General features: G+C 46.8%; 24 protein-coding genes, 1 other RNA gene and 1 pseudogene. 15 read left to right on the top strand and 11 right to left on the bottom strand.

The genetic code is table 11. The annotated features are described in order from the left end of the window. Positions 1-33: 33 nt before the first annotated feature. Positions 34-1,017 (top strand): methenyltetrahydromethanopterin cyclohydrolase, encoded by a 984-nt coding sequence (mch, locus tag HUX64_RS20260; RefSeq protein ID WP_174626286.1) that lies wholly within the window; start codon positions 34-36, stop codon positions 1,015-1,017. A gap of 153 nt (positions 1,018-1,170) precedes the next feature. On the opposite strand, the gene HUX64_RS10865 is transcribed toward mch, so the two are convergent. From HUX64_RS10865 to HUX64_RS10850, 4 genes are all read right to left on the bottom strand, one after another. Continuing rightward, positions 1,171-2,184 (bottom strand): NAD(P)/FAD-dependent oxidoreductase, encoded by a 1,014-nt coding sequence (locus tag HUX64_RS10865; RefSeq protein WP_174626256.1) that lies wholly within the window; start codon positions 2,182-2,184, stop codon positions 1,171-1,173. 27 nt (positions 2,185-2,211) lie between these two features. Beyond that, the gene (locus HUX64_RS10860) at positions 2,212-2,382 is read right to left on the bottom strand and encodes a rubredoxin (protein WP_174626255.1); all 171 of its coding nucleotides are present in this window, start codon (positions 2,380-2,382) and stop codon (positions 2,212-2,214) included. Positions 2,383-2,474: 92 nt separating this feature from the next. Then, positions 2,475-3,605: a GNAT family N-acetyltransferase gene (locus HUX64_RS10855; protein ID WP_174626254.1), complete on the bottom strand. Its 1,131-nt coding sequence runs from the start codon at positions 3,603-3,605 to the stop codon at positions 2,475-2,477. An 88-nt stretch (positions 3,606-3,693) separates the two neighbouring features. After that, positions 3,694-5,166 (bottom strand): RimK family protein, encoded by a 1,473-nt coding sequence (locus HUX64_RS10850; protein WP_174626253.1) that lies wholly within the window; start codon positions 5,164-5,166, stop codon positions 3,694-3,696. 142 nt (positions 5,167-5,308) lie between these two features. On the opposite strand from HUX64_RS10850, the gene HUX64_RS10845 reads away from it, so the two are divergent. The 12 genes and pseudogenes from HUX64_RS10845 (at position 5,309) to HUX64_RS10790 (ending at position 15,194) form a co-directional block, all read left to right on the top strand. Beyond that, complete coding sequence (locus HUX64_RS10845; RefSeq protein ID WP_174626252.1) at positions 5,309-6,406, top strand: DUF2817 domain-containing protein; 1,098 nt, start codon at positions 5,309-5,311, stop codon at positions 6,404-6,406. Then, entirely contained in the window at positions 6,403-7,515 is a 1,113-nt protein-coding gene (locus tag HUX64_RS10840) for a GNAT family N-acetyltransferase/peptidase C39 family protein (protein WP_217426505.1), read from the top strand. Before HUX64_RS10845 ends, HUX64_RS10840 begins: the two co-directional genes overlap by 4 nt. 343 nt (positions 7,516-7,858) lie before the next feature. Continuing rightward, entirely contained in the window at positions 7,859-8,635 is a 777-nt protein-coding gene (locus HUX64_RS10835) for a class I SAM-dependent methyltransferase (protein ID WP_174626251.1), read from the top strand. Between the two features lie 217 nt (positions 8,636-8,852). Continuing rightward, positions 8,853-8,972: pseudogene (locus HUX64_RS19690) on the top strand (peptidase C39 family protein); the annotation flags it as partial. Positions 8,973-9,303: 331 nt separating this feature from the next. Further along, positions 9,304-10,182 (top strand): SDR family NAD(P)-dependent oxidoreductase, encoded by an 879-nt coding sequence (locus HUX64_RS10825; protein ID WP_217426504.1) that lies wholly within the window; start codon positions 9,304-9,306, stop codon positions 10,180-10,182. Further along, complete coding sequence (locus tag HUX64_RS10820) at positions 10,136-11,395, top strand: family 1 glycosylhydrolase (protein ID WP_217426503.1); 1,260 nt, start codon at positions 10,136-10,138, stop codon at positions 11,393-11,395. Before HUX64_RS10825 ends, HUX64_RS10820 begins: the two co-directional genes overlap by 47 nt. Positions 11,396-11,732: 337 nt before the next feature. Next, positions 11,733-11,829, top strand: an RNA gene (gene ffs / locus HUX64_RS10815) — signal recognition particle sRNA small type. A gap of 37 nt (positions 11,830-11,866) precedes the next feature. Continuing rightward, the gene (dnaX, locus tag HUX64_RS10810; protein WP_174626250.1) at positions 11,867-13,468 is read left to right on the top strand and encodes a DNA polymerase III subunit gamma/tau; all 1,602 of its coding nucleotides are present in this window, start codon (positions 11,867-11,869) and stop codon (positions 13,466-13,468) included. Positions 13,469-13,490: 22 nt separating this feature from the next. Beyond that, positions 13,491-13,814 carry a YbaB/EbfC family nucleoid-associated protein gene (locus tag HUX64_RS10805; RefSeq protein WP_174626249.1) on the top strand — a complete coding sequence of 108 codons (324 nt, stop codon included), beginning with the start codon at positions 13,491-13,493 and terminating at the stop codon, positions 13,812-13,814. Between the two features lies 1 nt (position 13,815). Beyond that, positions 13,816-14,427, top strand: a complete 612-nt coding sequence (gene recR / locus HUX64_RS10800) for a recombination mediator RecR (protein ID WP_174626248.1) — start codon at positions 13,816-13,818, stop codon at positions 14,425-14,427. Positions 14,428-14,482: 55 nt separating this feature from the next. After that, entirely contained in the window at positions 14,483-14,821 is a 339-nt protein-coding gene (locus tag HUX64_RS10795; protein WP_174626247.1) for a histidine triad nucleotide-binding protein, read from the top strand. Positions 14,822-15,050: 229 nt separating this feature from the next. Then, the gene (locus tag HUX64_RS10790) at positions 15,051-15,194 is read left to right on the top strand and encodes a hypothetical protein (RefSeq protein WP_174626246.1); all 144 of its coding nucleotides are present in this window, start codon (positions 15,051-15,053) and stop codon (positions 15,192-15,194) included. Between the two features lie 41 nt (positions 15,195-15,235). Here HUX64_RS10790 and HUX64_RS10785 read toward each other — a convergent pair whose 3' ends face one another. From HUX64_RS10785 to HUX64_RS10755, 7 genes are all read right to left on the bottom strand, one after another. Beyond that, positions 15,236-15,673, bottom strand: coding sequence for an Hsp20/alpha crystallin family protein (locus tag HUX64_RS10785; RefSeq protein WP_174626245.1), 438 nt, complete (start codon positions 15,671-15,673; stop codon positions 15,236-15,238). Between the two features lie 139 nt (positions 15,674-15,812). Beyond that, positions 15,813-16,235, bottom strand: coding sequence for a hypothetical protein (locus HUX64_RS10780; protein ID WP_174626244.1), 423 nt, complete (start codon positions 16,233-16,235; stop codon positions 15,813-15,815). A 98-nt stretch (positions 16,236-16,333) separates the two neighbouring features. Continuing rightward, positions 16,334-20,215 (bottom strand): phosphoribosylformylglycinamidine synthase, encoded by a 3,882-nt coding sequence (purL, locus tag HUX64_RS10775; RefSeq protein WP_174626243.1) that lies wholly within the window; start codon positions 20,213-20,215, stop codon positions 16,334-16,336. Positions 20,216-20,244: 29 nt separating this feature from the next. After that, positions 20,245-20,901, bottom strand: coding sequence for an outer membrane protein assembly factor BamC (gene bamC, locus HUX64_RS10770; RefSeq protein WP_174626242.1), 657 nt, complete (start codon positions 20,899-20,901; stop codon positions 20,245-20,247). Next, positions 20,902-21,777, bottom strand: coding sequence for a 4-hydroxy-tetrahydrodipicolinate synthase (dapA, locus tag HUX64_RS10765; RefSeq protein WP_174626241.1), 876 nt, complete (start codon positions 21,775-21,777; stop codon positions 20,902-20,904). Between the two features lie 208 nt (positions 21,778-21,985). Then, entirely contained in the window at positions 21,986-22,258 is a 273-nt protein-coding gene (locus HUX64_RS10760) for a SemiSWEET transporter (RefSeq protein WP_174626240.1), read from the bottom strand. 468 nt (positions 22,259-22,726) lie between these two features. Next, positions 22,727-22,945 carry a hypothetical protein gene (locus tag HUX64_RS10755; protein WP_174626239.1) on the bottom strand — a complete coding sequence of 73 codons (219 nt, stop codon included), beginning with the start codon at positions 22,943-22,945 and terminating at the stop codon, positions 22,727-22,729. A gap of 381 nt (positions 22,946-23,326) precedes the next feature. Between HUX64_RS10755 and HUX64_RS20115 the strand changes: the two genes are divergently transcribed. Both HUX64_RS20115 and HUX64_RS10750 read left to right on the top strand, forming a co-directional pair. Then, positions 23,327-23,458 carry a hypothetical protein gene (locus tag HUX64_RS20115; protein ID WP_281355269.1) on the top strand — a complete coding sequence of 44 codons (132 nt, stop codon included), beginning with the start codon at positions 23,327-23,329 and terminating at the stop codon, positions 23,456-23,458. A gap of 107 nt (positions 23,459-23,565) precedes the next feature. Further along, entirely contained in the window at positions 23,566-23,721 is a 156-nt protein-coding gene (locus HUX64_RS10750) for a hypothetical protein (protein ID WP_174626238.1), read from the top strand. The last annotated feature ends 36 nt before the right edge of the window (positions 23,722-23,757 follow it).

Below are 23,757 nucleotides of genomic sequence, written 5' to 3'. Positions count from 1 at the left end.
ATAATTATTAATAAAATAAAAGGTTTCAAGTTCATGGAATATAAAGCCAGCATTAATAAATTGGCCCAGCCCTTGGTAAAACGACTGCTTGACAATGCTGACAAATTAAGACTTGGCGTAGAAAAGCTGAATAATGGCTGCACTATCGTTGATGCGGGCATTAAAGTACCGGGCGGTATTGAAGCGGGCCGGCTTATTGCTGAAGTCTGTCTGGGCGGCATGGGCACCGTAACCATCAGCCACAGCTCCTATACCGCCAACTGGCCATTGTCAGTCAATGTATATACCGCCAATCCGGTTCTGGCTTGTCTTGGAAGCCAATACGCGGGCTGGAGCTTATCCCATGAGAAATATTACGCACTGGGTTCAGGCCCCGCCCGCGCCCTGGCAAGCAAGGAAAAAAACGGACAGCAGGAGCCGGTTGAAGAGCTTTACAAGGATCTGGGCTATCAGGATGAGGCCGATTCGACTGTTTTAGTGATTGAAAATGATGCCCTCCCACCCCTTCAGATCGTTGAAAAAGTCGCTGCCGCCTGCAATATCGATCCATCCAGATTAACCATTATTGTCACGCCGACCAGCAGTCTTGCGGGCGGCGTGCAGGTTGTCTCCCGCGTCCTGGAAGTGGCGATGCACAAAGCCCATGCGCTGCATTTTCCGCTGGAAAACATTATCGACGGCAGCGGCAGTGCGCCCATTTGTCCGCCGCATCCAAAATTTGTCAAGGCGATGGGCCGCACCAATGACGCCATCCTGTTTGCCGGTCAAGTGCATTTATTTGTAAAAGGCGGCGATGAAGCGGCGGAAAAACTGGCCGAAGAACTGCCCAGTTCAACTTCCAAGGATTACGGCAGGCCTTTCGCTGAAATTTTTAAACAGTATGAATATGATTTCTTTAAAATTGATCCCATGCTGTTCAGCCCGGCCAGCGTCATTGTCACAGCCGTGGATTCAGGCAAAAGTTTTTGTGCCGGAAAACTCGATAACAACTTGCTGAACCTGTCTTTTAATGCCTGATATTCGTGTATTTCATCACGCAGGCCTGGCTCGAAAGTAAGGGGATATTGTTGAGAATGGATTACCTCTCCTCCGCCGCTCCGGGGATTATTTTATAGGAAAGTCCACTTTGGCTTATTGCGTTATTATTAATACTTTAAGGCAGGCAGAGTCTTAAAGAGTGTAGGGATGAACGGCCTCAAAGCCATGTACTTTGGCTTTAGTCGTAAATACAGGCGGCGACCACTCGTTCTGTTCCTGCCCCGCCATGAACCCTGCCAGCCAGAATGCCTGACTGCGAATGGGTAAAATATAGGCATAAAGTTTTCCATTCGGCAACTCGGCTATATCACCCACGGCATAAATATTATTATCAGTCGTTTGCAGATACTGGTTAACCTTAATGCCCCGGCCTGTTTCAAGACCTGCTTTTTCAGCCAGTCCGGTGCGCGGTTTAAAGCCGCAAGCGACAATCACGCCGTCAAATCCCGTAGACACATCGGTTTTTACGCAAACCTTTTCCTCCTGTTTGGCAAACCCCTGGACATTCTGATTCAGCAATACTTTAATTCCAGAATCTGTCAGCACCTTAAGCAATAAAGCTGAATCCTCTGCCGCCAGCTGGCGTTCCATCAGCCTGTCCATGGCATGAAAAAGCGTCACGCTGTCGCCGGCAACGGCTAAATCGGAAGCCACTTCACAGCCGATTAAACCGCCTCCGACAATTGCCCAGTCAGGATTCCTGTTTTCATTTAAAAAGCCTTGCCGGAATCTTCGCAAGGCTTTTAAATCGGCGAGACTGTTCAGGCAAAAAAACAGCTGATTATAAGGTTTAAAGGGAGGCGGAATGAAGGCGGCGGAACCTTGGGAAATTACCAGCTTATCATACGGCAATGATTGTTCCTGACCCGAACCCGCAACCGCAACTGTTTGGTTTTTACGATTGATGGACGTCGCCTCGGCGCTGATAACAATATGGATGCCGTTTTCCCGCAGCTTATCGAACGGTTTCAGGATAATGGACTGCTCTATATCATTTTTGCTAAAACCGCGCGAGAGCAGCGGCCGAGAATAATATCCGTCATTTTCCCGGGTTATCAGGGTAATCTTCGCAGCCGGCGTTAATAAGCGATATTTCTCCGCAAAGCTGACGCCGGCTATCCCCGAGCCAATTATAACAGTGTCCATGCGGTGTTCTTCCATGAAGATTATTAATTATCCGAGCAGTACATACTCGCTTTTTTCCACGCCGCATTCAGGGCAGCGCCAATCCTCAGGGACATCCTTCCATAACGTGCCGGGCGCAATGCCGGAATCAGGATCGCCTTCGGCTTCATCGTAAATATGGCCGCAAACGCTGCATTCGTATTTTTTATATTCAGACATCATCTTTTCTCTCTCAACATATTAAGGCACCCCGGTGTTCCAGGGGTAGGCCTGACTGTAGCAGGTCTATATTATTTTTCCAACAAAGCGCGTTATTTTTTAAAAGGCAGATAGGTTGACGCCTCCTGTTTATAAAGCTGCACGGCTTGCTGTTCTTCGGTTAAAAAATGCTCAATGGCTTTAGCGAATTGCTCATCTCTAAGCCAATGCGCCGAATAGGTAGTGACCGGCTCAAAACCGCGGGAAATTTTATGCTCCCCCTGAGCGCCGGAATCAAAACGCTTTAAGCCATGTTCTATGCAATAGTCCAGGCCCTGATAATAACAAGCCTCAAAATGAAGCGCATTATACTCTTCAAGACATCCCCAGTACCGGCCGTAGAGCGTATCGGTACCGACAAAACTTAGCGCGGCTCCGACATAGCTATTGTCCTTGACTGCCAGCACCAGCAATAAGCGATCGCTCATTGTTGCCGCGCAGGCCAAAAAAAACTCCAGGTTCAGATAGGGCCGAGATCCTCTTTTTATATAGGTCATCGTGTAAAACCGAAAAAAAATCCGCCATTGCAATTCGCTGACATCTCGTCCGGCCAAGCGGATCATTTCAACGCCCTGTTCACTCACCTTTCGGCGTTCACGCTTTACCATCTTGCGTTTACTGGCATTCAAAGTTTGCAGAAAATCACCAAAATCCCGATAGCCTTTGTTAAACCATTGAAACTGTACGCCTTCCCGAATTCCAAGCCCTAAGGCGCGAAACAGTTCAACCTGCTGCTGATCAGGAAACAGGCAGTGCCAGGACGAAATTTCTTTTTGTGCAGCGTTTTCCTTTATATAGACAAACAGCAAGCGTGAGACTTCAAGCTGGTCAACATGCTCACTAATGCAAATACGCGGGCCCTGGCAGGGGGTAAATGGTATGGCGGCAAGCCATTTGGGATAATAGCGCAGGCCAAACTGGTGATAGGCATGCGCCCACTGATTATCGAACACATACTCGCCGCGAGAATGGTTTTTAAGGTACAGCGGCATAAAGGCAAGCAGTTCGTTTTCCTTCATTACCAGCAAATGCGAAGACCGCCAGCCGGTTTGCTCGGCTACCGAACCGCTTTGTTCCAGCGCCATCAAAAACTCATGGCGTAAAAACGGATAGGCAGTGCCTGCAAGTTTATTCCAGGCCACACTATCAACTTGCGTCAAGCTGTTGATCTGTTTTACTTTCATCAGAGGAAACGGGCGAAAAGTTGCTGCAATAATTTATATCCAAATCAATGCTAATTCGATTAACAGAGCCGGCAGATTAACGAATCACCTAAAGGCCTTTGCTGTGATTTTCCATACGTCTTAAAAATTCAGTCATAATCAGGCGATAGAGTTCCTCACCGAGATATTTATCTTCAATGCCGCTGTCAATGTTCGGGTTGTCATTGACTTCTATCACATAGCCTCTGCCGTCCTTTTCCTTGACATCCACCCCATATAAACCGTTGCCTATGGTCTGCGTTGCTTTTAAGGCCGCTTCGAGCACGGCTTTAGGCACTTCAAAGGTGGGCAAGGTATCGCATTGACCGGTATCGGTGCGGCTTTCGCCGTAGCGGTAAATCTGCCAGTGGTTTTTAACCATGTAATAGCGGCAGGCGTATAAGGGCTTGTTGTCAAAAACGCCGATCCGCCAGTCAAACTTGGTATAAAGAAACTCCTGCGCAAGCAGCAGCGCGGATTTTTGAAACAGCTCATCGACTTTAAGCTCAAGCTCCCGGCGATTATGCACCTTGACTATGCCGCGGGAAAATGAGCCGTCCGGAATCTTTATCACCACCGGAAAGCCGGCTTCGACTTCCAGATTATCAAGATGATCGGCATTGCCCTTGTGGAGCAGCCAGGTTCTTGGCGACGGCACGCGATGCGTGCGAAACAGATCGGCAAGATAGACCTTATTAGTACAACGCAGCATCGAGGTCGGATCATCGACAACCACCAGCCCCTCGGCTTCGGCTTTTTTGGAAAACCGGTAGGTATGATGATCTATAGCCGTGGTTTCGCGAATAAACAGGCCGTCAAATTCAGGCAGCCGTACATAATGCTGCTGAGTTATCAATTCGACATCAATACCCAACTGCCTGCCGATGCTGATAAATTTTTTCAGCGCGCTGCGATTGCTGGGCGGCAGCTCTTCGTTGGGATTGACCAGTATGGCAAGATCGTAGCGGGCGGCTTTGCGCGCACGTCCCTTGCGCCAGACTTTTTTGCTGAATTTGTCCAGCGCTTCGGCAAATACGGTTTCCTTGGCTTCATCGAGATCGCGATGGGAGACGGCCTTCAAGTCAGTAACTTCCCATTGCTGTCGAAAGTTCAGCGTCACTTCGAGGACAGGGCAGGAGAAACGTTCGAATAACAGCCTGGCGAGTTCCTGAAAAGCCGGATCGGGCGTAGTGCCGAAATAACTCAGCAAGGTAATTTCATTTTCGGTATTTTGACTTTTAACGGTGCGCGCAAGGGCTTCGGACAAATCTTCAAGCTGCAGCCGGTATAAGGCTTTTTTGCCCAGATCATTAAGCACTTTAACAGATGGAATGACATGGTGGCCTCTCGCCTCTGCGAGCAAAGAACAGTAATATCCGTCTGACAAATAACGATAACTGCTGCAAAGATTGATAACGCGGACACGTCCTTCAGATTCACTTTGTTCAGTAGCAAGATAAGTTTCAAAGGTAATGACCTGATCACTCGGATAATAAGGGTTCCAGTCCGAAAGATCATCAACCACCAGAATGGTACGCGCCATAGCTAAAAAATCCTGAAATAAAATAAATTATAATTTTGGAACCAGACCGTTATTTATACAAGGTGTTTCTGTGGGCATGGGAAAATATTTCAAAATTACTCTAACTGGCGTTATGCTACGGAAAATAGTCAGGTAATCTCTTATGTCTTACAGTCTTCCTTTTGCCGTTATAGATCCCAGTGTTTTTCCTGCCAGCTACGCCTGCGGCAGACAATCCTGGCTTGCACGCCTGGCTCAGCTGCCCATTCCTGTGCAAAGTGTGCCTTATTATTGCCCCGGCGCCGGGCCTGAAGGTGAATCACTGAGCACCGATACGGCATGGATTGGCGATGAAAACGCCTCAAAAATAGTGGTTCTGATCGGCGGCACTCATGGCATAGAGGGATTTGCCGGCAGCGCTGTACAAATAGATCATTTGCAGTTGATTGGCTCCAGCCTTCTTCCTGTTCCGGCCGATACCGCGGTATTAATGGTACATGCCTTGACGCCGTGGGGTTATGCGTGGCAGCGGCGCTGCGATGCCGACGGCGTTGATCTTAATCGCAATGCGGTCGATTTCACAGCGCCATTGCCGGAAAATCCCGGCTATGAACTGCTCAGACCGGCGTTTTTTTTAGCTGATGCAAAACAGCGAAAAACAGCCTTTGCCGAATTCGAGCAACAGCATGGCCGTGAGGCGCTTGAAAAGGCTATCAGCGCCGGACAGTATAGCGACCCGGCCGGCCCTTTTTATGGCGGGCATGCGCCTGCGCACGGAAGACGGGTCACGGAAGAACTTATTGCTAAATATTCCCTGCATGAACGGGATTTGGCGGTAATTGATATTCATACCGGCCTGGGGCCTTACGGCTACGGTGAAATCATTTGCGACCACGCCCCCGATAGTGCCGGAACAGCTGCCGCTTATAAACTGTACGGCGATTCAGTAACCTTGCCGTTGCTGGGCACGTCAAGTTCGGTTCCTAAAACAGGTTTACTGGATTATGCCTGGCACGCCGTCATGAATGCACGAAGCTGCTATATTACCCTGGAGTTCGGCACGTTCAGAACCGATCAGTTGTTCGAAATCCTGCTGCGCGATCATCAACTTTGGGCGCTACCGGATAATCTCCAGGCTCGCTCGCAGCATAGTAAGGTTATGCGGCATCATTTCTGTCCGGCTGATCAGGCCTGGAAGGAAATGGTCCTGTTTCGTGCGCGCCAGGTTATAGCACAGGCATTGCATGGACTATCAGCTTGAGGAATATCGACAATATTCTGATTCGTCAGGCCCGGCTGGAAGATCTTGATGAACTGGTGGAGCTTGAACAAGCCGGCTTTGAAGCCGATAGATTAAGCCGGCGCAGTTTCCGACATTGGCTAATGGCGGAGCATTGCGCCTTGCTGGTCGCCGAAGTAGAAAAGGCTGTCGCCGGCTATGTGCTGATTATTTACCACCCCGGTACGCGGCTGGCCAGAGTTTATTCGCTGGCAGTGTCGCCGCAACTAAGAGGCTCAGGCATTGCCAAACTGCTCATGACGGCAGGTGAACAAGCCGCTAATGATGACGGCCGGCTCTACTTGCGTCTTGAAGTCAGTATCGATAATACCCCGGCCATTGGCCTTTATGAAGCGCTGGGCTATCAGCTTTTCGGCATATACCGCGATTATTATGAAGATCACAAAGACGCCTTGCGCTACCAGAAACGCATCCGCCATTATCGTGATAGTTTGCAACACCGAACCGTACACTGGTTGAGACAAACTACCCCTTTTACCTGCGGCCCGGTGGCATTGATGATGGCCATGCATGGGCTTAACAAAGCTTATTTGCCGTCCCGCGAAGAAGAAATCAACCTGTGGCGGGAAGCCACTACCATTTTCATGACCGCCGGTCATGGCGGCTGCCATCCGCTAGGGCTTGCCCTGGCCGCAAGGCGGCGTCATTTTAAAGTTGAAGTCTGGATTAACCAGACCGGCGCCCTGTTTATTGACGGCGTTCGCAATGAAGAAAAAAAACAGATCATGGAACTGGTTGACAACTGCTTTAAACGGCAAGCCAAAGAACAGGACATCAAAATTTTTTATGCCGATATTACCCAGAATGAGCTGATTACCGCCTTTAATGCCGGGGCGATACCGCTGATACTGATAAGCACTTTCCTTATAAATCGCAAAAAAACCCCGCACTGGGTAGTCATGAGCGGTTTTGATGATGATTGCCTGTATATGCACGACCCGGACCCGGACGATAGCCGCCAAAGCGAACTGGACTGCCAGTTTATCCCCATTGCCCGCGAAGATTTTGGCCGGATGTCCTGCTTCGGTAAAAACCGCTTGCGCAGCGCGGTGATTGTCTGGCCGGGCTAGAACACATCTGCAAGCAAGCGTTCCGCCGGACAGATTTTTACTTTTGCTTTAAATGCGCCCCATGATATTTATCTCTGCAACAATCATAGCCTGCCTTCTGACACCGCATTATTTATTTTCTTAATTGCTGCAGGTGTATTAACATTGCTATTTTCTGTAAGCCTCACTCATGTTTTTAAAGTCGATTTATGTGTAAAACTTCAGACTTGAGCTGGCAATATTGAAAATTATTGAGAATAAATCCTGACAACTGATAACTTCAACCGACTAACAAGAGATATTTAAAGAATTGAAAACAAGCTTACAATCGGAGAAGTTAATAAATGACAGAGCAAAGCTGCTTTTGCCTCAGATTCCATCAACGTCTTCTTTACAAGCTGCGTACAATTGGGATCTTTCTGTTTTTGATGCACAGCAATGGGTAATAAATCTCTTTGCCAAACCTCGTGCCACCCGTTACCCAATCAAGATGCTGCGTTATTGGTTTATGTACCATCTGATTCGAGAAGAGCAGATTCGACTAGGTCGTTCATTGCGCGTATGCGAGATTGGCGTTGACCGAGGCCAGATGCTGCGCTTTATGCGCGATGCGGGATTTACCGATATTGCCTGCTGGGTTGCAGTGGATTATAAATTACAGCCGGAATTAGCAGAGTCTGGTTATACCAGACAGATTGAAGCCAATGTTGACTCGCCGGATTTTTGCCTGGATGAACAATATGATGTGATCATCGTACTTCATTTGCTTGAACATTTATTTGACCCAGAAAGGTTAGTTCACCGGTTAAGCGCTGGATTAGTGCCCAATGGAGTTGTAATAGGGGGTTTTCCTGTCACAGTAGAATGGCTTGTAGCGTATTGGCAAAAGCGAATTCGGCTTACCGCTTCGAAATTTGGCCATGTCAGTGTATTTTCACCGCAACGCATAAGGAATATGGCGACAAGCAGCGGACTATATTTGAATTTTATCTCTGGAGCCTTTTTTCTTCGTAAAAGCGGATTATTCCTTGAGAATATTAAAGGCTGGTTACGGTTTAATTTGTTATGGGGTGCTTTTTTCCCTGCGCTAGGCGGCGAAATCTACTGGTGTATGCGCAAATCAATCGCCACGACGAATTAAATAGGGTCAAGGGGTAAGCCCCGAATGTGGATTTTGCTCTTTGCTGTCGCCGGCGCCTGACTCCCCTCTCCCTAAACGTTCGGCCTTTCAAAGTTATCTAATTCAATTAGGCACTGACTTATCGTAAACTCCTCTTCAATCCTCTTAACAAAGGGGATCATTCTGACGCCGTGAAAGTGAGAGGAACCAATATTATCAATCTTACTCAGACCCGGACGATAACCGTCAAAGCGAACTGGACTGCCAGTTTGTCCCCATTGCCCGCGAAGATTTTGGCCGGATGTCCTGCTTTGGCAAAAACCGCTTGCGCAGCGCGGTGATTGTCTGGCCGGACTAGAGCCCATTTATACGTTAATCCCGGCTTAACTTATTGAGTATGTAGAAATAATCTCAATATTCGTCGATAAAACCCTATTGGCTTGGGCCAGCGTAAATGGGCTACCAGGGCTATTGAACGCCTGGCTTTCCTTGCTTAAGGTTATCCAGCCTTGCCAATCAAACTCCTGAGTTAATCGAACGGCTCCTGTCTTCAAGTTTTTTATTGCCGGGTTTTGCTTACCTCCTTAAACAACATGGGTTAGCCCAAATAAATGTGTCCACAATGAAATATTCCCTACCAAAAAATATTCAGCTCAAATAAATCGCAGAAGTTTTATTGCTAAAAATGCGTGGCATATCCTGGATATAATTTATTATTTATAGCAATAGGAAAATTCTTTACCGCATATGCTTGGGAACTTTTAATAACATGGGTAAGACTATCACTTAACTATAATGCATATAGTTTGTATAACTTTAATAATGTTAAGGACTTATCTATGCGCTTTGATAAAAAAGTTTGCCTTGTTACCGGCGCGGCGTCGGGTATAGGTAAAGTCACGGCAATGCAAATGGCATCAGAAGGCGGTCTTGTTATAGTAATTGATCGTGATCCTGAAAAAGGCCAAAAAACCGTTGATGATATTGGAAAAGCAAAAGGCATCGCATTATTTAGTCAAGCCGATGTAGGAAAAGAAGACGAAATTAAAGCTGCTGTGAATCTTGCTTTGCAGCATTGGGGAAAAGTGGATGTTCTTGTGAATAATGCGGCAATGATGACGTTTAAAAAGATCATCGATCTTACTGCTGCAGAATGGGATCAGGTCATGGCCGTGAACCTTCGTTCGGTGTTTCTTTTCTCTAAATATTGCCTACCGCATATGAAGAAGGGCGCTATCGTCAATATCAGTTCGGTTCATGCCCACGAAAGCACCGCGAACGTGATCCCTTATGCTAGCAGTAAAGGCGCCATGGAAGCTTTTGCACGAGGCGTAAGTCTTGAATATTCGCATAGCCAGGTAAGAATAAATTGTGTAGCACCCGGGGCAGTGGATACACCAATGTTGTGGAATAATCCTAATGTTAAAGACGGCAAAGAAAGGATAAAAGGCGAAGTGGGCAAACCTGAAGAAGTGGCTGCGGCTATTTGTTTTCTTGCCTCCGATGAAGCAAGCTATATAAATGGAACCACACTTGTCGTCGATGGTGGAAGGCTGGATATCTTATAAGGAAAGTATGAGCATGTTTACGCACAGCTTCATGTTTGCGACCGGAATCGAAAACAGTTACCCGACGATTGCATTGCCTGACGGAGCGGTGAGGCGCGTTGATGAAATGGAAAAAACCAGACATTATGAGCATTGGCAAACAGATCTTGAACTGGTCAAAGAGCTAGATATTTCTTATTTAAGATACGGACCGCCTTATTACAAAACCCATCTGGCTCCGGGTAAATATGATTGGGCGTTCACGGACCAGACTTTCCATACGTTAAGGCAGCTAGACATCACTCCTATTGTCGATCTTTGTCACTTTGGCGTCCCTGACTGGATAGGTAATTTCCAAAACCCTGATTTTCCCAACTATTTCGCCGAATACGCTAAAGCCTTCGCAGAACGCTTCCCTTATCTTACCCACTATACTCCCGTCAATGAAATATTCATCGCCGCGACTTTTTCAGCCCAGTATGGCTGGTGGAATGAACGGCTGACTACAGATAAAGCCTTTGTAACAGCTATCAAGCATCTGTGCCAGGCCAATGTTTTAGCCATGCATGCAATTCTTGAAGTACAGCCGCAGGCTATTTTCATTCAAAGCGAATCGTCGGAATATTTCCATCCGGTAAACCCGAATGCGCAGCATATCGCTAATTTTTATAATGAAAAACGCTTCTTGTCACTCGATCTTGTATACGGCTACCCCTTGAACGTAAGAATGTATGAGTACCTGTTGGATAACGGCATGACGCGCAAAGAATACCATTGGTTTGAAGAGCACCAGGTTATAGCACGTTGCATTATGGGTAACGATTACTATGTTACCAATGAGCATCTTGTACATCCCGATGGAAGCACTGAACCGTCAGGAGAAATCTTTGGCTACTATGTAATAACCAAACAATATTATAGCCGTTATAAATTGCCGATTATGCATACAGAAACCAATATGAGAATGCCCGACTCGCTGAACTGGTTTTGGAAAGAATGGGCAAATGTGCATCGACTTAAACAGGACGGCATCCCTATTTTCGGTTTTACCTGGTACAGTTTGTTGCACCAAGTAGACTGGGATTCCGCCTTACGAGAAGATGCAGGCCGGGTAAACGAACTTGGCTTATTTGATCTTGATCGCAAAATAACGCCAGTCGGTGCAGCTTACAAAAAACTCATTGGGCAATGGGAAGATGTTCTTGCAGAAGAGCGTTATGGCTTGCATTATTAGAGAATGGAAAAATCTGAATAAACCGCCGTTAAATTAAATTCGGCTTTCACAGCCGTAAACTGGCTGATAGCCCTGCCAATAAAACTTTTAGACGACACGCGGTTTTAAGGCAATGAAGCCGGTATCCAATTTTGTTTTACCTGAATTTTAAAAAATCAAGCCTGTAGTTTTACGACTTCCGCTTGTTATTTTTTTTAATTCGCAATGGGCCCCTCAGATCAGTCAAAATCCCAATTTAGTTTTCACGGAAATTATTTTATCCCGGCTTGTATTATTAAGTTTATTCAACGATAATACTTCTCCTTTAGCCAGTACGGCTTTTGTATAATGGTAATCGTATCGGTCCTCCCGCAACGATACGCTGTAAATCCCGCCAGGCCCGGAAGGGAGCAACGGTAGCAGCAGATTCGTGTGCCGGGATGCGGCTGGTGCGATTGCCGCCCACTACAGTCACTGCCTTTCGAGCCTGCAATGAACTACCAGGTTCTCGCCAGAAAATGGCGTCCCCATAATTTCACGGAAGTTGTCGGACAAGAGCATGTCGTCAAATCGTTAATGAACGCTTTGCAGCATGGCAGGCTTCATCACGCCTATTTATTCACCGGAACCCGCGGCGTAGGCAAAACCACAATAGCCAGGATTTTAGCCAAGGCTATTAACTGCGAAAACCTTCAGGATTTTAATCCTTGCGGCGTGTGCAGGGTTTGCCGGGATCTGGATGAAGGACGCTTTGTGGATTTAATCGAAGTCGACGCAGCCTCCCGAACCAAAGTCGATGACACTCGGGAGTTAATGGACAATGTCCAATATGCGCCCAGTCACGGGCGCTATAAAGTCTATTTGATCGACGAGGTGCACATGCTGTCCGGGCATAGCTTCAATGCCTTGCTGAAGACGCTGGAAGAACCGCCCCCGCATGTAAAATTCCTGTTAGCCACTACAGATCCCCAGAAAATTCCTGTAACCGTGCTGTCTCGCTGTCTTCAGTTTAATCTGAAACGCTTGCTGCCAGGCCAGATATTCAACCAGATGGAATTTATACTCAAGCAGGAAAGTGTTGACTTTGAAGCTGCTGCATTAAAATTATTGTCTCGAGCTGCTGACGGCAGCATGCGTGATGGCTTGAGTCTACTGGATCAGGCAATTGTGTATGGCAATGGCAAAGTAACGGCGGAGGATGTCAGGGCCATGCTGGGCACAGTGGCGCAGCAGCCTGTTGAGGACATATTAGCGGCTTTGGCCAAAGGTAATGCGGCCGCGATTCTCGATAAAATAAATGAAATAGCGAATCTGACTCCGGATTTCAGCGAGGTATTACAGCAGATATTGCAAATCCTGCATCGCATTGCACTGGTTCAGCAAATACCGGCAGCCATAGATCATGATTTTGATGCCGATATGATTGCCGATTTGTCGCCCCTGTTTACGCCCGAAGATGTTCAGCTTTATTATCAGATAGGCTTGGTAGGGCAAAGAGATCTTGACCTGGCCCCCGATCCACGCAGCGGTTTTGAAATGGTCATGCTGCGCATGCTGACTTTCAGGCCGGCCGCTGTGGAATCCGCGCCTGTCAAGCAGGCCCAGATTCGCCGGACACTCAGCAGAATTGATACGCAACCTGATTATTCCAAAGACAATAGTGAGGCTCCCGCTGTTATTGCTGAAAAAATCCCTGAGGAAAAAATTATTCCCAGGCCGGATGATAATTGGGTGAATATGATTGCAGCAATGAAGATTAACGGCTTGACCAGGGAACTGGCTAATAATTGCGTTCTGGAAAATATTGATGATACAGTTTGCACTTTACTACTGGATCCAGGCCATAAACAATTGCGTAGTGCGCGCACGGAAGAAAACTTGCGAAAAGCTCTGCAGGCCTATCGGGGAACATCGCTGAAGCTGGTAATTAACGCAAAGCAAACAACCATCGACACGCCCGCCGTTCAACTGACTAAAGCGCGCGAAGATAAGCAGCTCGCCGCTATTGAAGCCATTAATTCAGACGAAAACATTCAGGCTTTAAAAGAACACTTTGACGCCAGGGTAATGCCCGGTACCATAGAGCCCGTATAAATTATAGAATGGAGTGTAGAAAATGAAAAATGCACTGGGCAATATCATGCAACAAGCTCAAAAAATGCAGGAAGACCTCAAAAAAGCTCAGGAAGAGCTTTCTGCCGTAGAGATTACCGGGGAATCAGGCGGCGGTTTGGTAAAGATTATAATGACAGGCAAGCGGGAAGCCAGGAAAGTCACAATTGATAATTCCTTGCTTGGCGAAGACAAGGATATGCTGGAAGATTTGGTCGCTTCCGCTATCAATGACGCCGTAAACAAAGTAGCCAGAATGAAAAAGGAAAAAATGACTGCCATCACAGCAGGAATCCCGCTGCCTCCGGGTTTCCAAATGCCTTTCTAGCATGCATAAAAAAGGCCTGTTAGGACAATTAATACAGAGTTTTTGCTGTTTGCCCGGAGTCGGCCCGAAGACAGCGCAGCGCATGGTTTTTCAGCTGTTGCAGCGCGACCGCAACAGCGCAAAAGCGCTGGCTGAAACCCTGCTGCAAGCAATTAAAGAAATTGGCTATTGCCAACAGTGCCGCACCTTAACCGAATACAGTCTATGCGAGATTTGTGCTGACAAATCAAGGGATGACTCGACCATTTGCATAGTGGAAAGCCCCGCCGATGCCTGGATTGTCGATCAGGCTACGGCCTTCAAAGGACACTATTTTGTATTGCACGGGCGTTTATCCCCCCTCGATGGCATAGGGCCTGATGAACTCGGCCTGAATATTCTGGAACAACGCCTGGCAAGCGGCAATATTAAAGAGCTGATTCTGGCCACCAACTCAACGGTAGAAGGCGAGGCAACCGCGTATTTTATCGGCGAACTGGCCGCAAAACATCATGTCCAAGCCAGCAGAATCGCCCATGGTGTACCGATGGGTGGTGAACTGGAATTTACCGATAGCAGTACGTTATTGCATGCCTTCAATGGACGAAGAAATTTAGATACTAATGTAGCTTGAAAGCTCTTACTTGCTTGTTACTGCTTTTAGACGAGTAGATTATAAAGGTGAACCTATGACTGACTGTTTATTTTGCAAGATGGCGGCCGGTGAAATTAAACCGGATGTAGTGTTTGAAGATGATAACGTGCTGGCTTTTAGAGATCTGAGCCCCCAGGCCCCTGTTCATATCCTGATTATCCCGAAACGGCACATCCCGACATTAAATCATCTCGATGATACGTCATTGGCAGGTCAATTATTACAAACCGCGGTAAAACTGGCTGAACAGGAAGGATTATCTGAAGAAGGCTACAGAACAGTGTTTAACTGCAACAAGAACGGCGGACAGGCCATTTATCACCTGCATCTGCACCTGTTGGGCGGACGCCGAATGCATTGGCCGCCGGGATAGGCCTGGAGATTTTCTGAAATCATTTATAAGAATTTTTTAAAGGATCGGAAATATTCTCGGCTTATAAGGCCCCCCCGATTTCTTGCATAATCAAATTGGTGAGTTACCGACTCAAGATGAGCTATCATTCGCCGGATTATCATCGTAATACCGCAGCCTGATCTTATCTTAAAAATATTCATACTTCCCTGACTGCTCCTGATTATCAATCCTTAATGCTGTTCTTCAGTTGTCATCAGATCAGCAAGAACATAAATTCAGGGGCATTGCCGAACCACTTGCGGAAATATTTTTACTATCAGATGTAGAAACAGGCGCATGGATTGATAAAGTGATTTCAATTTTTAAATTAAAAGCGCCAGATCAAGTTTGAAGTATGGCAATAAAAAAACGGAGCCCGAAGGCTCCGTTTTTTTATTCCTGAGCTGCAACATTAATTTTCTTGGGTTTAACGGACTCCCGCTTGGGTATAACGATCTCCAGAACGCCATTTTTTGATTTGGCGTTGATGGCATCGGCATTTGCAGTATCGGGCAGGCTGAAGCGCCGGTAAAAAGAACCATAGGTTCTTTCCACGCGTTTGTAGCCTTCCCTTTCTGTATTAGCTTCGGTTTTCTTTTCACCTTTAATGGTAAGAACGCCGTTTTCCATGCTAACTTCAATTTCTTCAGGTTTTACACCGGGAATATCCGCGTGCAGCACAAACTTGTCATTTTCTTCCTTTATATCCACGGCGGGCGCCCATTCTGCAGTCGCAATTGATCCCTCGCCGCCATTTCCTTCATGAGCCCGTTCCAGTTCTCTTTGTAATTGATTCAATAAACCCCATGGTTGATAACGAGTAATAGCCATATCAGTCTCCAGATAAAAATAAATAGTGAATCATATACCGAACAACCGTTCCATCCGGTATTCAATAAAAATATGGGGAACAGTAATGAATATTTCAAGCTAATTGTGCGATAAACTTAAGGAAATAATCGTATTACCATCAAAATGCAAACATTACCAACAAAAGATAGACAGCTCCGGCTGTGACAACGAACAGTTTAATTTTCTCCAGGGGAGTTAACTGATTCCAGTAGATCAAAAAACGCGTTTTTTTATCCGAATAAAGCTCAAGCAGGCTTTCCTTGCAGAGGCGATAAAGAGGGGGCACCATCAGCCAAAGGGAATAGAGAGCGGCAATGGCTAAAAATAGCAGCAGATAGAAGACAATAACCTGGGTTTCATGAAGGCCGGTTTGGAAAATTTGTTCGACAAGAGTATCTAGGGCGATCTCAATTGACTCAAACAGGACATGGGTGAATTCCAGCAATAAGTTAACTAATACATCGGGTATCGTGATAATCAGGATAAGGGTTATCACGACTAAGCCGTAAATGATTTTTCGATAAGCCGGTGAAATTTTCATGGCGCCCATAATCCATAATCAGTAGCACTTAATATAACGGCATAGACTAAAACAGCATAGTAGCTGTTCGACAGGGAGTTGATTTCATTAAAACCCGGTTATTGAAAGTCCGCCCAGACCCGCGCATTTCTGAACAGGCGCATCCACGGGCCATAATCTCCCCATTCGCCCGGATGCCATGAGTTTTGCAGCGTTCTGAAGCAACGCTCGGGATGCGGCATCATGATTGTAAAGCGCCCGTCCGTTGTGGTCAAACCGGTAATACCGCATGGTGAACCATTAGGGTTCGCAGGAAATTCACTGGTGACAGATCCATAATTGTCAACATAACACAAGGTGACTGTTTGTGCTTCAAGAGCAAGCGCAGGGGCACTGGAAAATGCTGCACGTCCTTCCCCGTGCGCAATCGCAACCGGCATTCTCGAGCCCTCCATGCCTGCAAACAGGATTGACGGCGATTTTTGTACTTGAACCAAAGCCACTCTGGCTTCAAATTGTTCGGAGGCGTTACGCATAAAGCGCGGCCAATGTTCAGCGCCGGGAATAATTTTCTTTAAGCCGGACATCATCTGGCATCCATTACAAACGCCCAGGGCAAAACTGTCCTTGCGCTGGAAAAATGCTGCAAATTCATCCCTGGCGCGGGGATTAAACAGAATGGATTTGGCCCATCCGCCGCCTGCGCCAAGTACATCCCCATACGAAAAACCACCGCAGGCAGCCAGGCCGCTAAAATCACTCAGACTTACCCGTCCCTGAATAATATCGCTCATGTGTACATCGATGCTGGTAAAGCCGGCGCGGTCAAATGCCGCCGCCATTTCTACATGACCATTGACGCCTTGCTCCCTAAGAATAGCGACTTTAGGTCTTGCCGATAAAATAAACGGCGCCGTCACATCCTCATTGCTATCAAAAGTTAATGCCATATTTAAACCTGGGTCATTATCATCAGCAATGCGTTCAAACTGTTGCAAGGCGCAATCCGGATTATCACGTTGCGCCTGCATTCTGTAGCTGACTTCAGACCAGTGGGCCTGCATGTGCGCCCGGCTGGAAGAATAAATCACCTTACCCTCATGGCTGACAGTCAGTTGCTGATTTTCAACGACTTTACCGATTACTTGCACACAACCTGCCAATCCTGATTGATTTAACAGATTAATGACATGATCACAGTCTTTCCGGCGAACCTGCACCACGGCGCCGAGTTCTTCATTAAACAGCGAAGCCAGCACATCATCGCCCAGACTATCGAGGGTTAATGACACGCCCATTCTGCCCGCAAACATCATTTCTGCCACAGTTGCAAGCAAACCGCCGTCAGATCGGTCATGGTAGCTAAGTAATTTAGCCTGATGGTTGAGAGTCTGGATGACCTCGAAGCAGCTTTTTAATAACGCAGGCTTGTCCAGGTCAGGACACTTATTGCCCATTTGCCGGTAAACCTGGGCCAGTACCGAGCCGCCCAGACGGTTTTTGCCGGCGCCCAAATCAATCAGAATCAATACGCTGTCTTCAATACGCTGTAACTGCGGCGTCAGCGTTTTACTGATGTCTATAACAGGCGCAAAGGCGGTAATAATCAGCGACAACGGGGCCGTCATGCTCTTTTCGTCCGTGTTGTCTTTCCAGACAGTTTTCATCGACAGTGAATCTTTACCGACAGGAATGGCAATTCCCAGCTCGGGACATAATTCCATACCGATGGCTTTAACCGTATCAAATAAAGCGGCATCTTCACCAGGATGTCCTGCCGCCGCCATCCAGTTGGCGGACAGCTTAATTTTTTTCAGCGATTCAATTCGGGCCGCTGCAAGATTGGTTAATGCTTCGCCTATCGCCATACGCCCCGATGCAGGCGCATCAATAACAGCAATCGGCGCGCGCTCGCCCATGGCCATTGCCTCACCTGTTAGCGCATAAAAACCCGATGCGGTTACTGCGACATCGGCTACCGGAACCTGCCAGGGACCGACCATTTGATCCCTTGCAACCAAACCGGTAACAGACCGATCGCCAATGTGAATCAGAAAACTTTTATCGGCGACGGCGGGAAACGACAAAACGCGTTTAATGGCTTCGTTGATATCAACACCGCTAAAATCCAGTGGCCGGGATTTTACTGGCGCATGCTGAACATGCCGGTGCATTTTCGGCGCTTTGCCGAATAACACTGACATGGGGATAGCTACGGGCGTATCGCCTAGTAAAGCATCATTGAGCACCAGTTGCTCTTCTTCAGTCGCTTCGCCGATGACCCCATACAAACAATGTTCGCGTTTACAAAAGCCCGTAAACAAGGCTAATGATTCCGGCTTGATGGCGACGACATAGCGCTCCTGCGCTTCATTACACCAGATTTGCATCGGCGACAGGCCTTTGTCCGCATTCTGCACCTGCCGTAATTCAAAACGGCCGCCCCGGCCGCAGTCGTGAATAATTTCCGGCACGGCATTGGACAATCCCCCAGCGCCAATATCATGAATAGATACAATCGGCGTGTCATCGCCCATCGCATTGCAACGATTAATGACTTCCTGACAGCGGCGCTCCATTTCCGGATTTTCCCGTTGCACCGAGGCAAAATCCAGTTCTTCGGAGCCTTCGCCTGAAGCCTGCGATGAAGCCGCGCCGCCACCCAAACCAATCAACATCGCAGGGCCGCCCAGGATAATAATCAGGGAACCTGCGGGTATAGTATGTTTTTTAACCAGCATCGGGCGAATATTACCCATGCCGCCGGCAATCATGACAGGTTTGTGATAACCCTTGAATTCATTGCCGCTGCTGCCGGGCACGGCTTGCTCAAAGCTGCGGAAGTAGCCTGCCAGATTAGGCCGCCCGAATTCATTATTAAAGGCTGCGGCGCCCAGCGGGCCTTCCAGCATAATAGTCAAAGCCGAGGCAATACGTTCCGGTTTGCCGTTGTCCTCTTCCCAGGGCCGGGGAAATCCCGGAATTTTTAAATGGGATACGGAAAATCCGGTTAAACCCGCTTTAGTGGCCGAACCGCGCCCCGTTGCCCCTTCATCGCGAATTTCACCGCCGGAACCGGTAGCCGCGCCCGGGAAAGGAGAAATGGCGGTCGGATGGTTATGAGTCTCTACTTTCATCAGTAAATGCGCGGCTTCTTCGACATAGCCATATTCGCCGTTCAGGGCATTGCGTATCAAGACTTGCGCAGTTGAACCTTCAGCCACCGAGGCATTATCACTGTAGGCAGATAAAATCCCGTCCGGATTTTTTTCGGCCGTATTGCGAATCATGCTGAATAATGACCGTGACTGCTTTTCGCCGTCAATAGTCCAGCCGGCATTAAAAATCTTGTGCCGGCAATGTTCCGAATTGGCCTGGGCAAACATCATCAGCTCAACATCGGACGGGTTCCGGCCCAGTTTCTTGAAGCTTTCGGCCAGGTAGTCAATCTCGTCATCAGACAATGCCAGGCCGAGTTCCGAATTTGCTATAAGCAGCGCTTCGCGGCCCTGCTCGATAACAGCAATCTTCAAAAAAGGTAAAGGCTGATGCTGCGTAAACAAATCCGGTTCGGTATTACCGAACAGAACTGTCTGCGTCATACGGTCGTATAATAAATCGGCTACTGGTTTTTTAACGGCGTCCGATAATGAGGTATCCGGCATTAATGAATATTCGATACCCCGCTCAATACGAATAACTGCTGACAGGCCGCACCGCTGAGCAATCTCTGTCGCTTTACTGGACCAGGGTGAAATCGTGCCTGGCCGCGGCACCACGAGCAGACGTTCTCCCTTCGCATCAATTGATTGCCCGGAACCGTAAGAAAGCAACTGATTTAAAATGGCTGCTTGACTGTCATTCCAGCTTTTTTCAATATCAACAAAGTAAATGAATCGTGCTGAAACCGCCTTGATATCTGCTTCTATACATTGCAGTTGAACAAGCAGTTTTTTAAGACGAAAGTCGGAAAGCGCGGAGGTTCCAGGGATTTTTAACATGGAGAAACGTAAAAAATTTCTTGAGCTTGTTATTTATTGGCCTGATCAGCTTTAATGGTATCAAGCAAAAGCGTCAGCAACTTTAGTCCGGGGCCTTCAGATACAGGTTTTCGATCTTCATCCAGAACAATAACATTGCTATAGGGGTTATTTTCTACCAGCTTGAGTACATACTCTTTTTCATTGCCCTGAAATCCCGTGAATATAAAGACAACTTCATCCCATAACGACCCGTCTTCCACTTTCTTTTCATCGGGATCATACTGAACCTGATACAGACTTTCTTCCTGATCACGCCTGGTTACTTCAATTGAGTTTCGGCTTAATGCTTTACCCACGATGCGCCAGGCCTGGGCAAGGGGAGCTTCTATCCGTAGCTGGTCTGCTCCCGCCTCGGAGTTAACCAGCTCAACTTTAATTAGCTCAGGCCTTGCTTCTGCGGTATTTTCAGGCGTGTCAACAGGCGCTGAATCAGTTGTAGAGGAGGTCTCAACGCCAGAATTAGGGGAATCATCAGTAGGAGCGCCTAAAAAAGAGTTTCCTTTCAAGTCAGGAGGTAAATTCAGCGGGGCTATCTCTGTGGTGTACTGATAATCTTTTTCCTTATCGGGAAATAGATTTTTTATATAAGTGCATGCCGACAGGTTAACCAGCGCAAAAATAAACATGTAAATTTTAAATTTCATTTAAATAACTTCGGCCAAATGCATGGCGTCGCGTACCGCATCAAAACAATCCTGGGTCAGCCAGGTTAATGGCAAGCGTATGCCTTTACCCATCAAGCCGAGTTCCGCCACTGCCCATTTAACCGGAATAGGATTGGATTGAATAAACAGGTTCTTATGCAGCCCAGCCAGTTTTGTATCAATGGCCAAGGCGGTTTCACGATCGCCTTCAATTGCCGCTATAATCATTTCGTGCACTAACCGTGGCGCAACATTGCCGGTTACGGTAATAGTGCCATTGCCGCCGAGCAGGCAAAACTCGCGGCTGCTGGCGTCATCACCGGTATAAATGGCAAAATCATCACCCGTTAAGTCGCGAATCTTTTTAACCCTGGACAAATCTCCCGTCGCCTCTTTAACGCCGACTATATGGTCAATATGAGACAGGCGGCCTACTGTTTCTGGCCGCATATCGCAAGCCGTGCGACCCGGTACATTGTATAAAATCTGGGGAATATCGACAGCTTCCGCGATAGCCTGGTAATGAAGAAACAAACCTTCCTGGGTAGGCTTATTATAATAAGGCGTTACGATCAGGCAGGCGTCAGCGCCTGCTTCCTTAGCCAGTCGGGTCAGGGTAATCGCTTCAGTGGTGGAGTTTGCACCGGTTCCGGCAATAACCGGTATTCGAGCGCCGACATAGTTAACGACAGACCTGATGACGTCACAGTGTTCCTCTTCATCCAGGGTAGCCGATTCGCCGGTTGTGCCCACCGCAACAAGCGCATCTGTGCCTTGTTCAATATGATATTCAACCAGTTTTTTGAGGCTTTCCTTATCTACAGCACCGCTTTCATACATCGGTGTTACTAACGCTACGATACTACCTTGAATCATAAAACCTCTCGATCGGAATTAATACAGCTACAAATCGTTGCCATTATAGCAAGCGATTACCTCAGCCTGAACACTCAAATTGGACTATTAAAGAAAGAAAAAGAAATCTTCAAAAACATTATAGTCCGGCTATTACCTTTTCCCGGGCTAAAATTATCCGGTGTCAAATGCCTGGGAATTTGGGTAAAAGACAGAAAATAATTATGGCTTAGCCTTTATTGCATAATATATTGTAAATTTTAATGGAAAGTATGGTCGCAGCTAATATCAAGGTTATGGAGTTGGCAAAAATTATCGCCTTATCCGCTATGGATAAGCCATAGATCAGCCAAAATAACACGCCTAAGGTAAACAACGCATACATGCTTAAAGAGAGAGATTTTGTATCTTTGGTTTTTATCGTCAATATGGCCTGAGGTAAAAACGAGGCTGTTGTGAGTATCGCGGCTAAATAACCAATAATATCCTGCATAGTCGTCATGGGTATTATTCCAGGTTTCCTTTGGTTCGACGATAAGGGGTATTTCAGATCAAGTATAATTTTGTCTGCCGATTATTATTAAAAAATTTGAGAAAGGAAAGCATCTTAACTTTAGCAGGAACATTATACACTTTCGTGCCTTTCTGATTCTGTCAGTGGCTGAAGGTTGGCTGCATAGGACTTTAATAAAAACAAAAAATTAGTCATAAATAACCCTGAAGCAGATATCATTTGCTGAGTTATGCACAAAATCTGTTGATAACTTTGTGGATAGTTTGTTTTATCGATTGCTTAACTGCGGTTTTTATTAAGCTTTTTTTTAAATCGTATAAAAATAAGTCAATTTAATAGCCTTTTATATAATCAATAACTTAAGGATTTCTAGTTAATTTTGACCGATTAATGCAGAGCAAATCAAGATTATTGATTATTTCTGTTACAAATAATATTGACTAAAAAGCGTTATTATCAAGCTCCGTTGCTTCCAGCATTAGTAACTGACGCAGGCAGAATAAAGACAATTGGAGTTAAAAGCCAAGTACCTGGGTTCTCAAAGGAGGTATCGACGATTAAATCCTTGGCAGCTGCTAAATTGCTATCGAAAGACACAGGGTCGAATTCGCGCTGCCTATTGTAAAACACACAAACTCTGCCGGGCTGGTTTTTGCTGCCGATCAGATCGGCCAATCATGAGATTATTCTGAAACTGTTTTTATAGGTATTGGACAGGTTATGCAGTTAGATAATGTAGTCTTAAAGCTATTCTTGTCAGTTATAATAAAAAAACGGTATAAGCTATCCAGGCATAGAAACAAGTTGTTGGACGTCAGAATGAAGCGAGGTCGGAACATGAAAAAGCTTATTACCACTCGCGCCAATTCGCCGCATTTCTCCCTCGGTGCGTCGTGCTTGGGAGTTGCTCATACTTCGGTCCACACCAAACGTTGAAGGCCACGAGCAAAGCATGACTTACCGCATAGGAACAGTGTGTGCCAAGGCCGAGACAGGAATTTGAAATAGGAAAAGGCGCCACATTGTACAGCCTTAGGCGCTCTATCTCAGCAGTATATGAACGCCGGCAATGGCAAACCGGATGCGCCGGTAGAAGTTGAAATCGACTTCAAACGCTTAAAGAGCCATGTCTGGATGGCGCTTGTGCGGTCCGAAAGCAAAGAACCAGCGTTACTTAGAATCCGGTAGCTGACATTCGGCTGTTCAAAAAGCCAACCTCTTGGAGCAAAGGCCGCCAAGTATCTGAAAAGCCTGATTTAACTTTATATAATGGCGCTGAAGAAACGCAGGGAACAATGGGCGGCTGGACATGGACTTCTAAAAATGGAAAATGGGTCAATGTTATTGATGACGTTGCCATGGGTGAAGATATGAAGCAATGTGGACTTTTTCTTCGATTGCTGTTTAATAGCGATTTAAAGAGTTCAACTAAACTTAATCAAATAAAATAAAGCGGCCGCAATGCTTCCACCTTGTATTCTACCTGT

Origin of the sequence: Candidatus Methylobacter favarea (assembly GCF_902806695.1) — a bacterium.
Taxonomy (GTDB): Bacteria; Pseudomonadota; Gammaproteobacteria; order Methylococcales; family Methylomonadaceae; genus Methylobacter_B; species Methylobacter_B favarea.
This window is presented reverse-complemented; position numbering and strand designations above follow the sequence as displayed.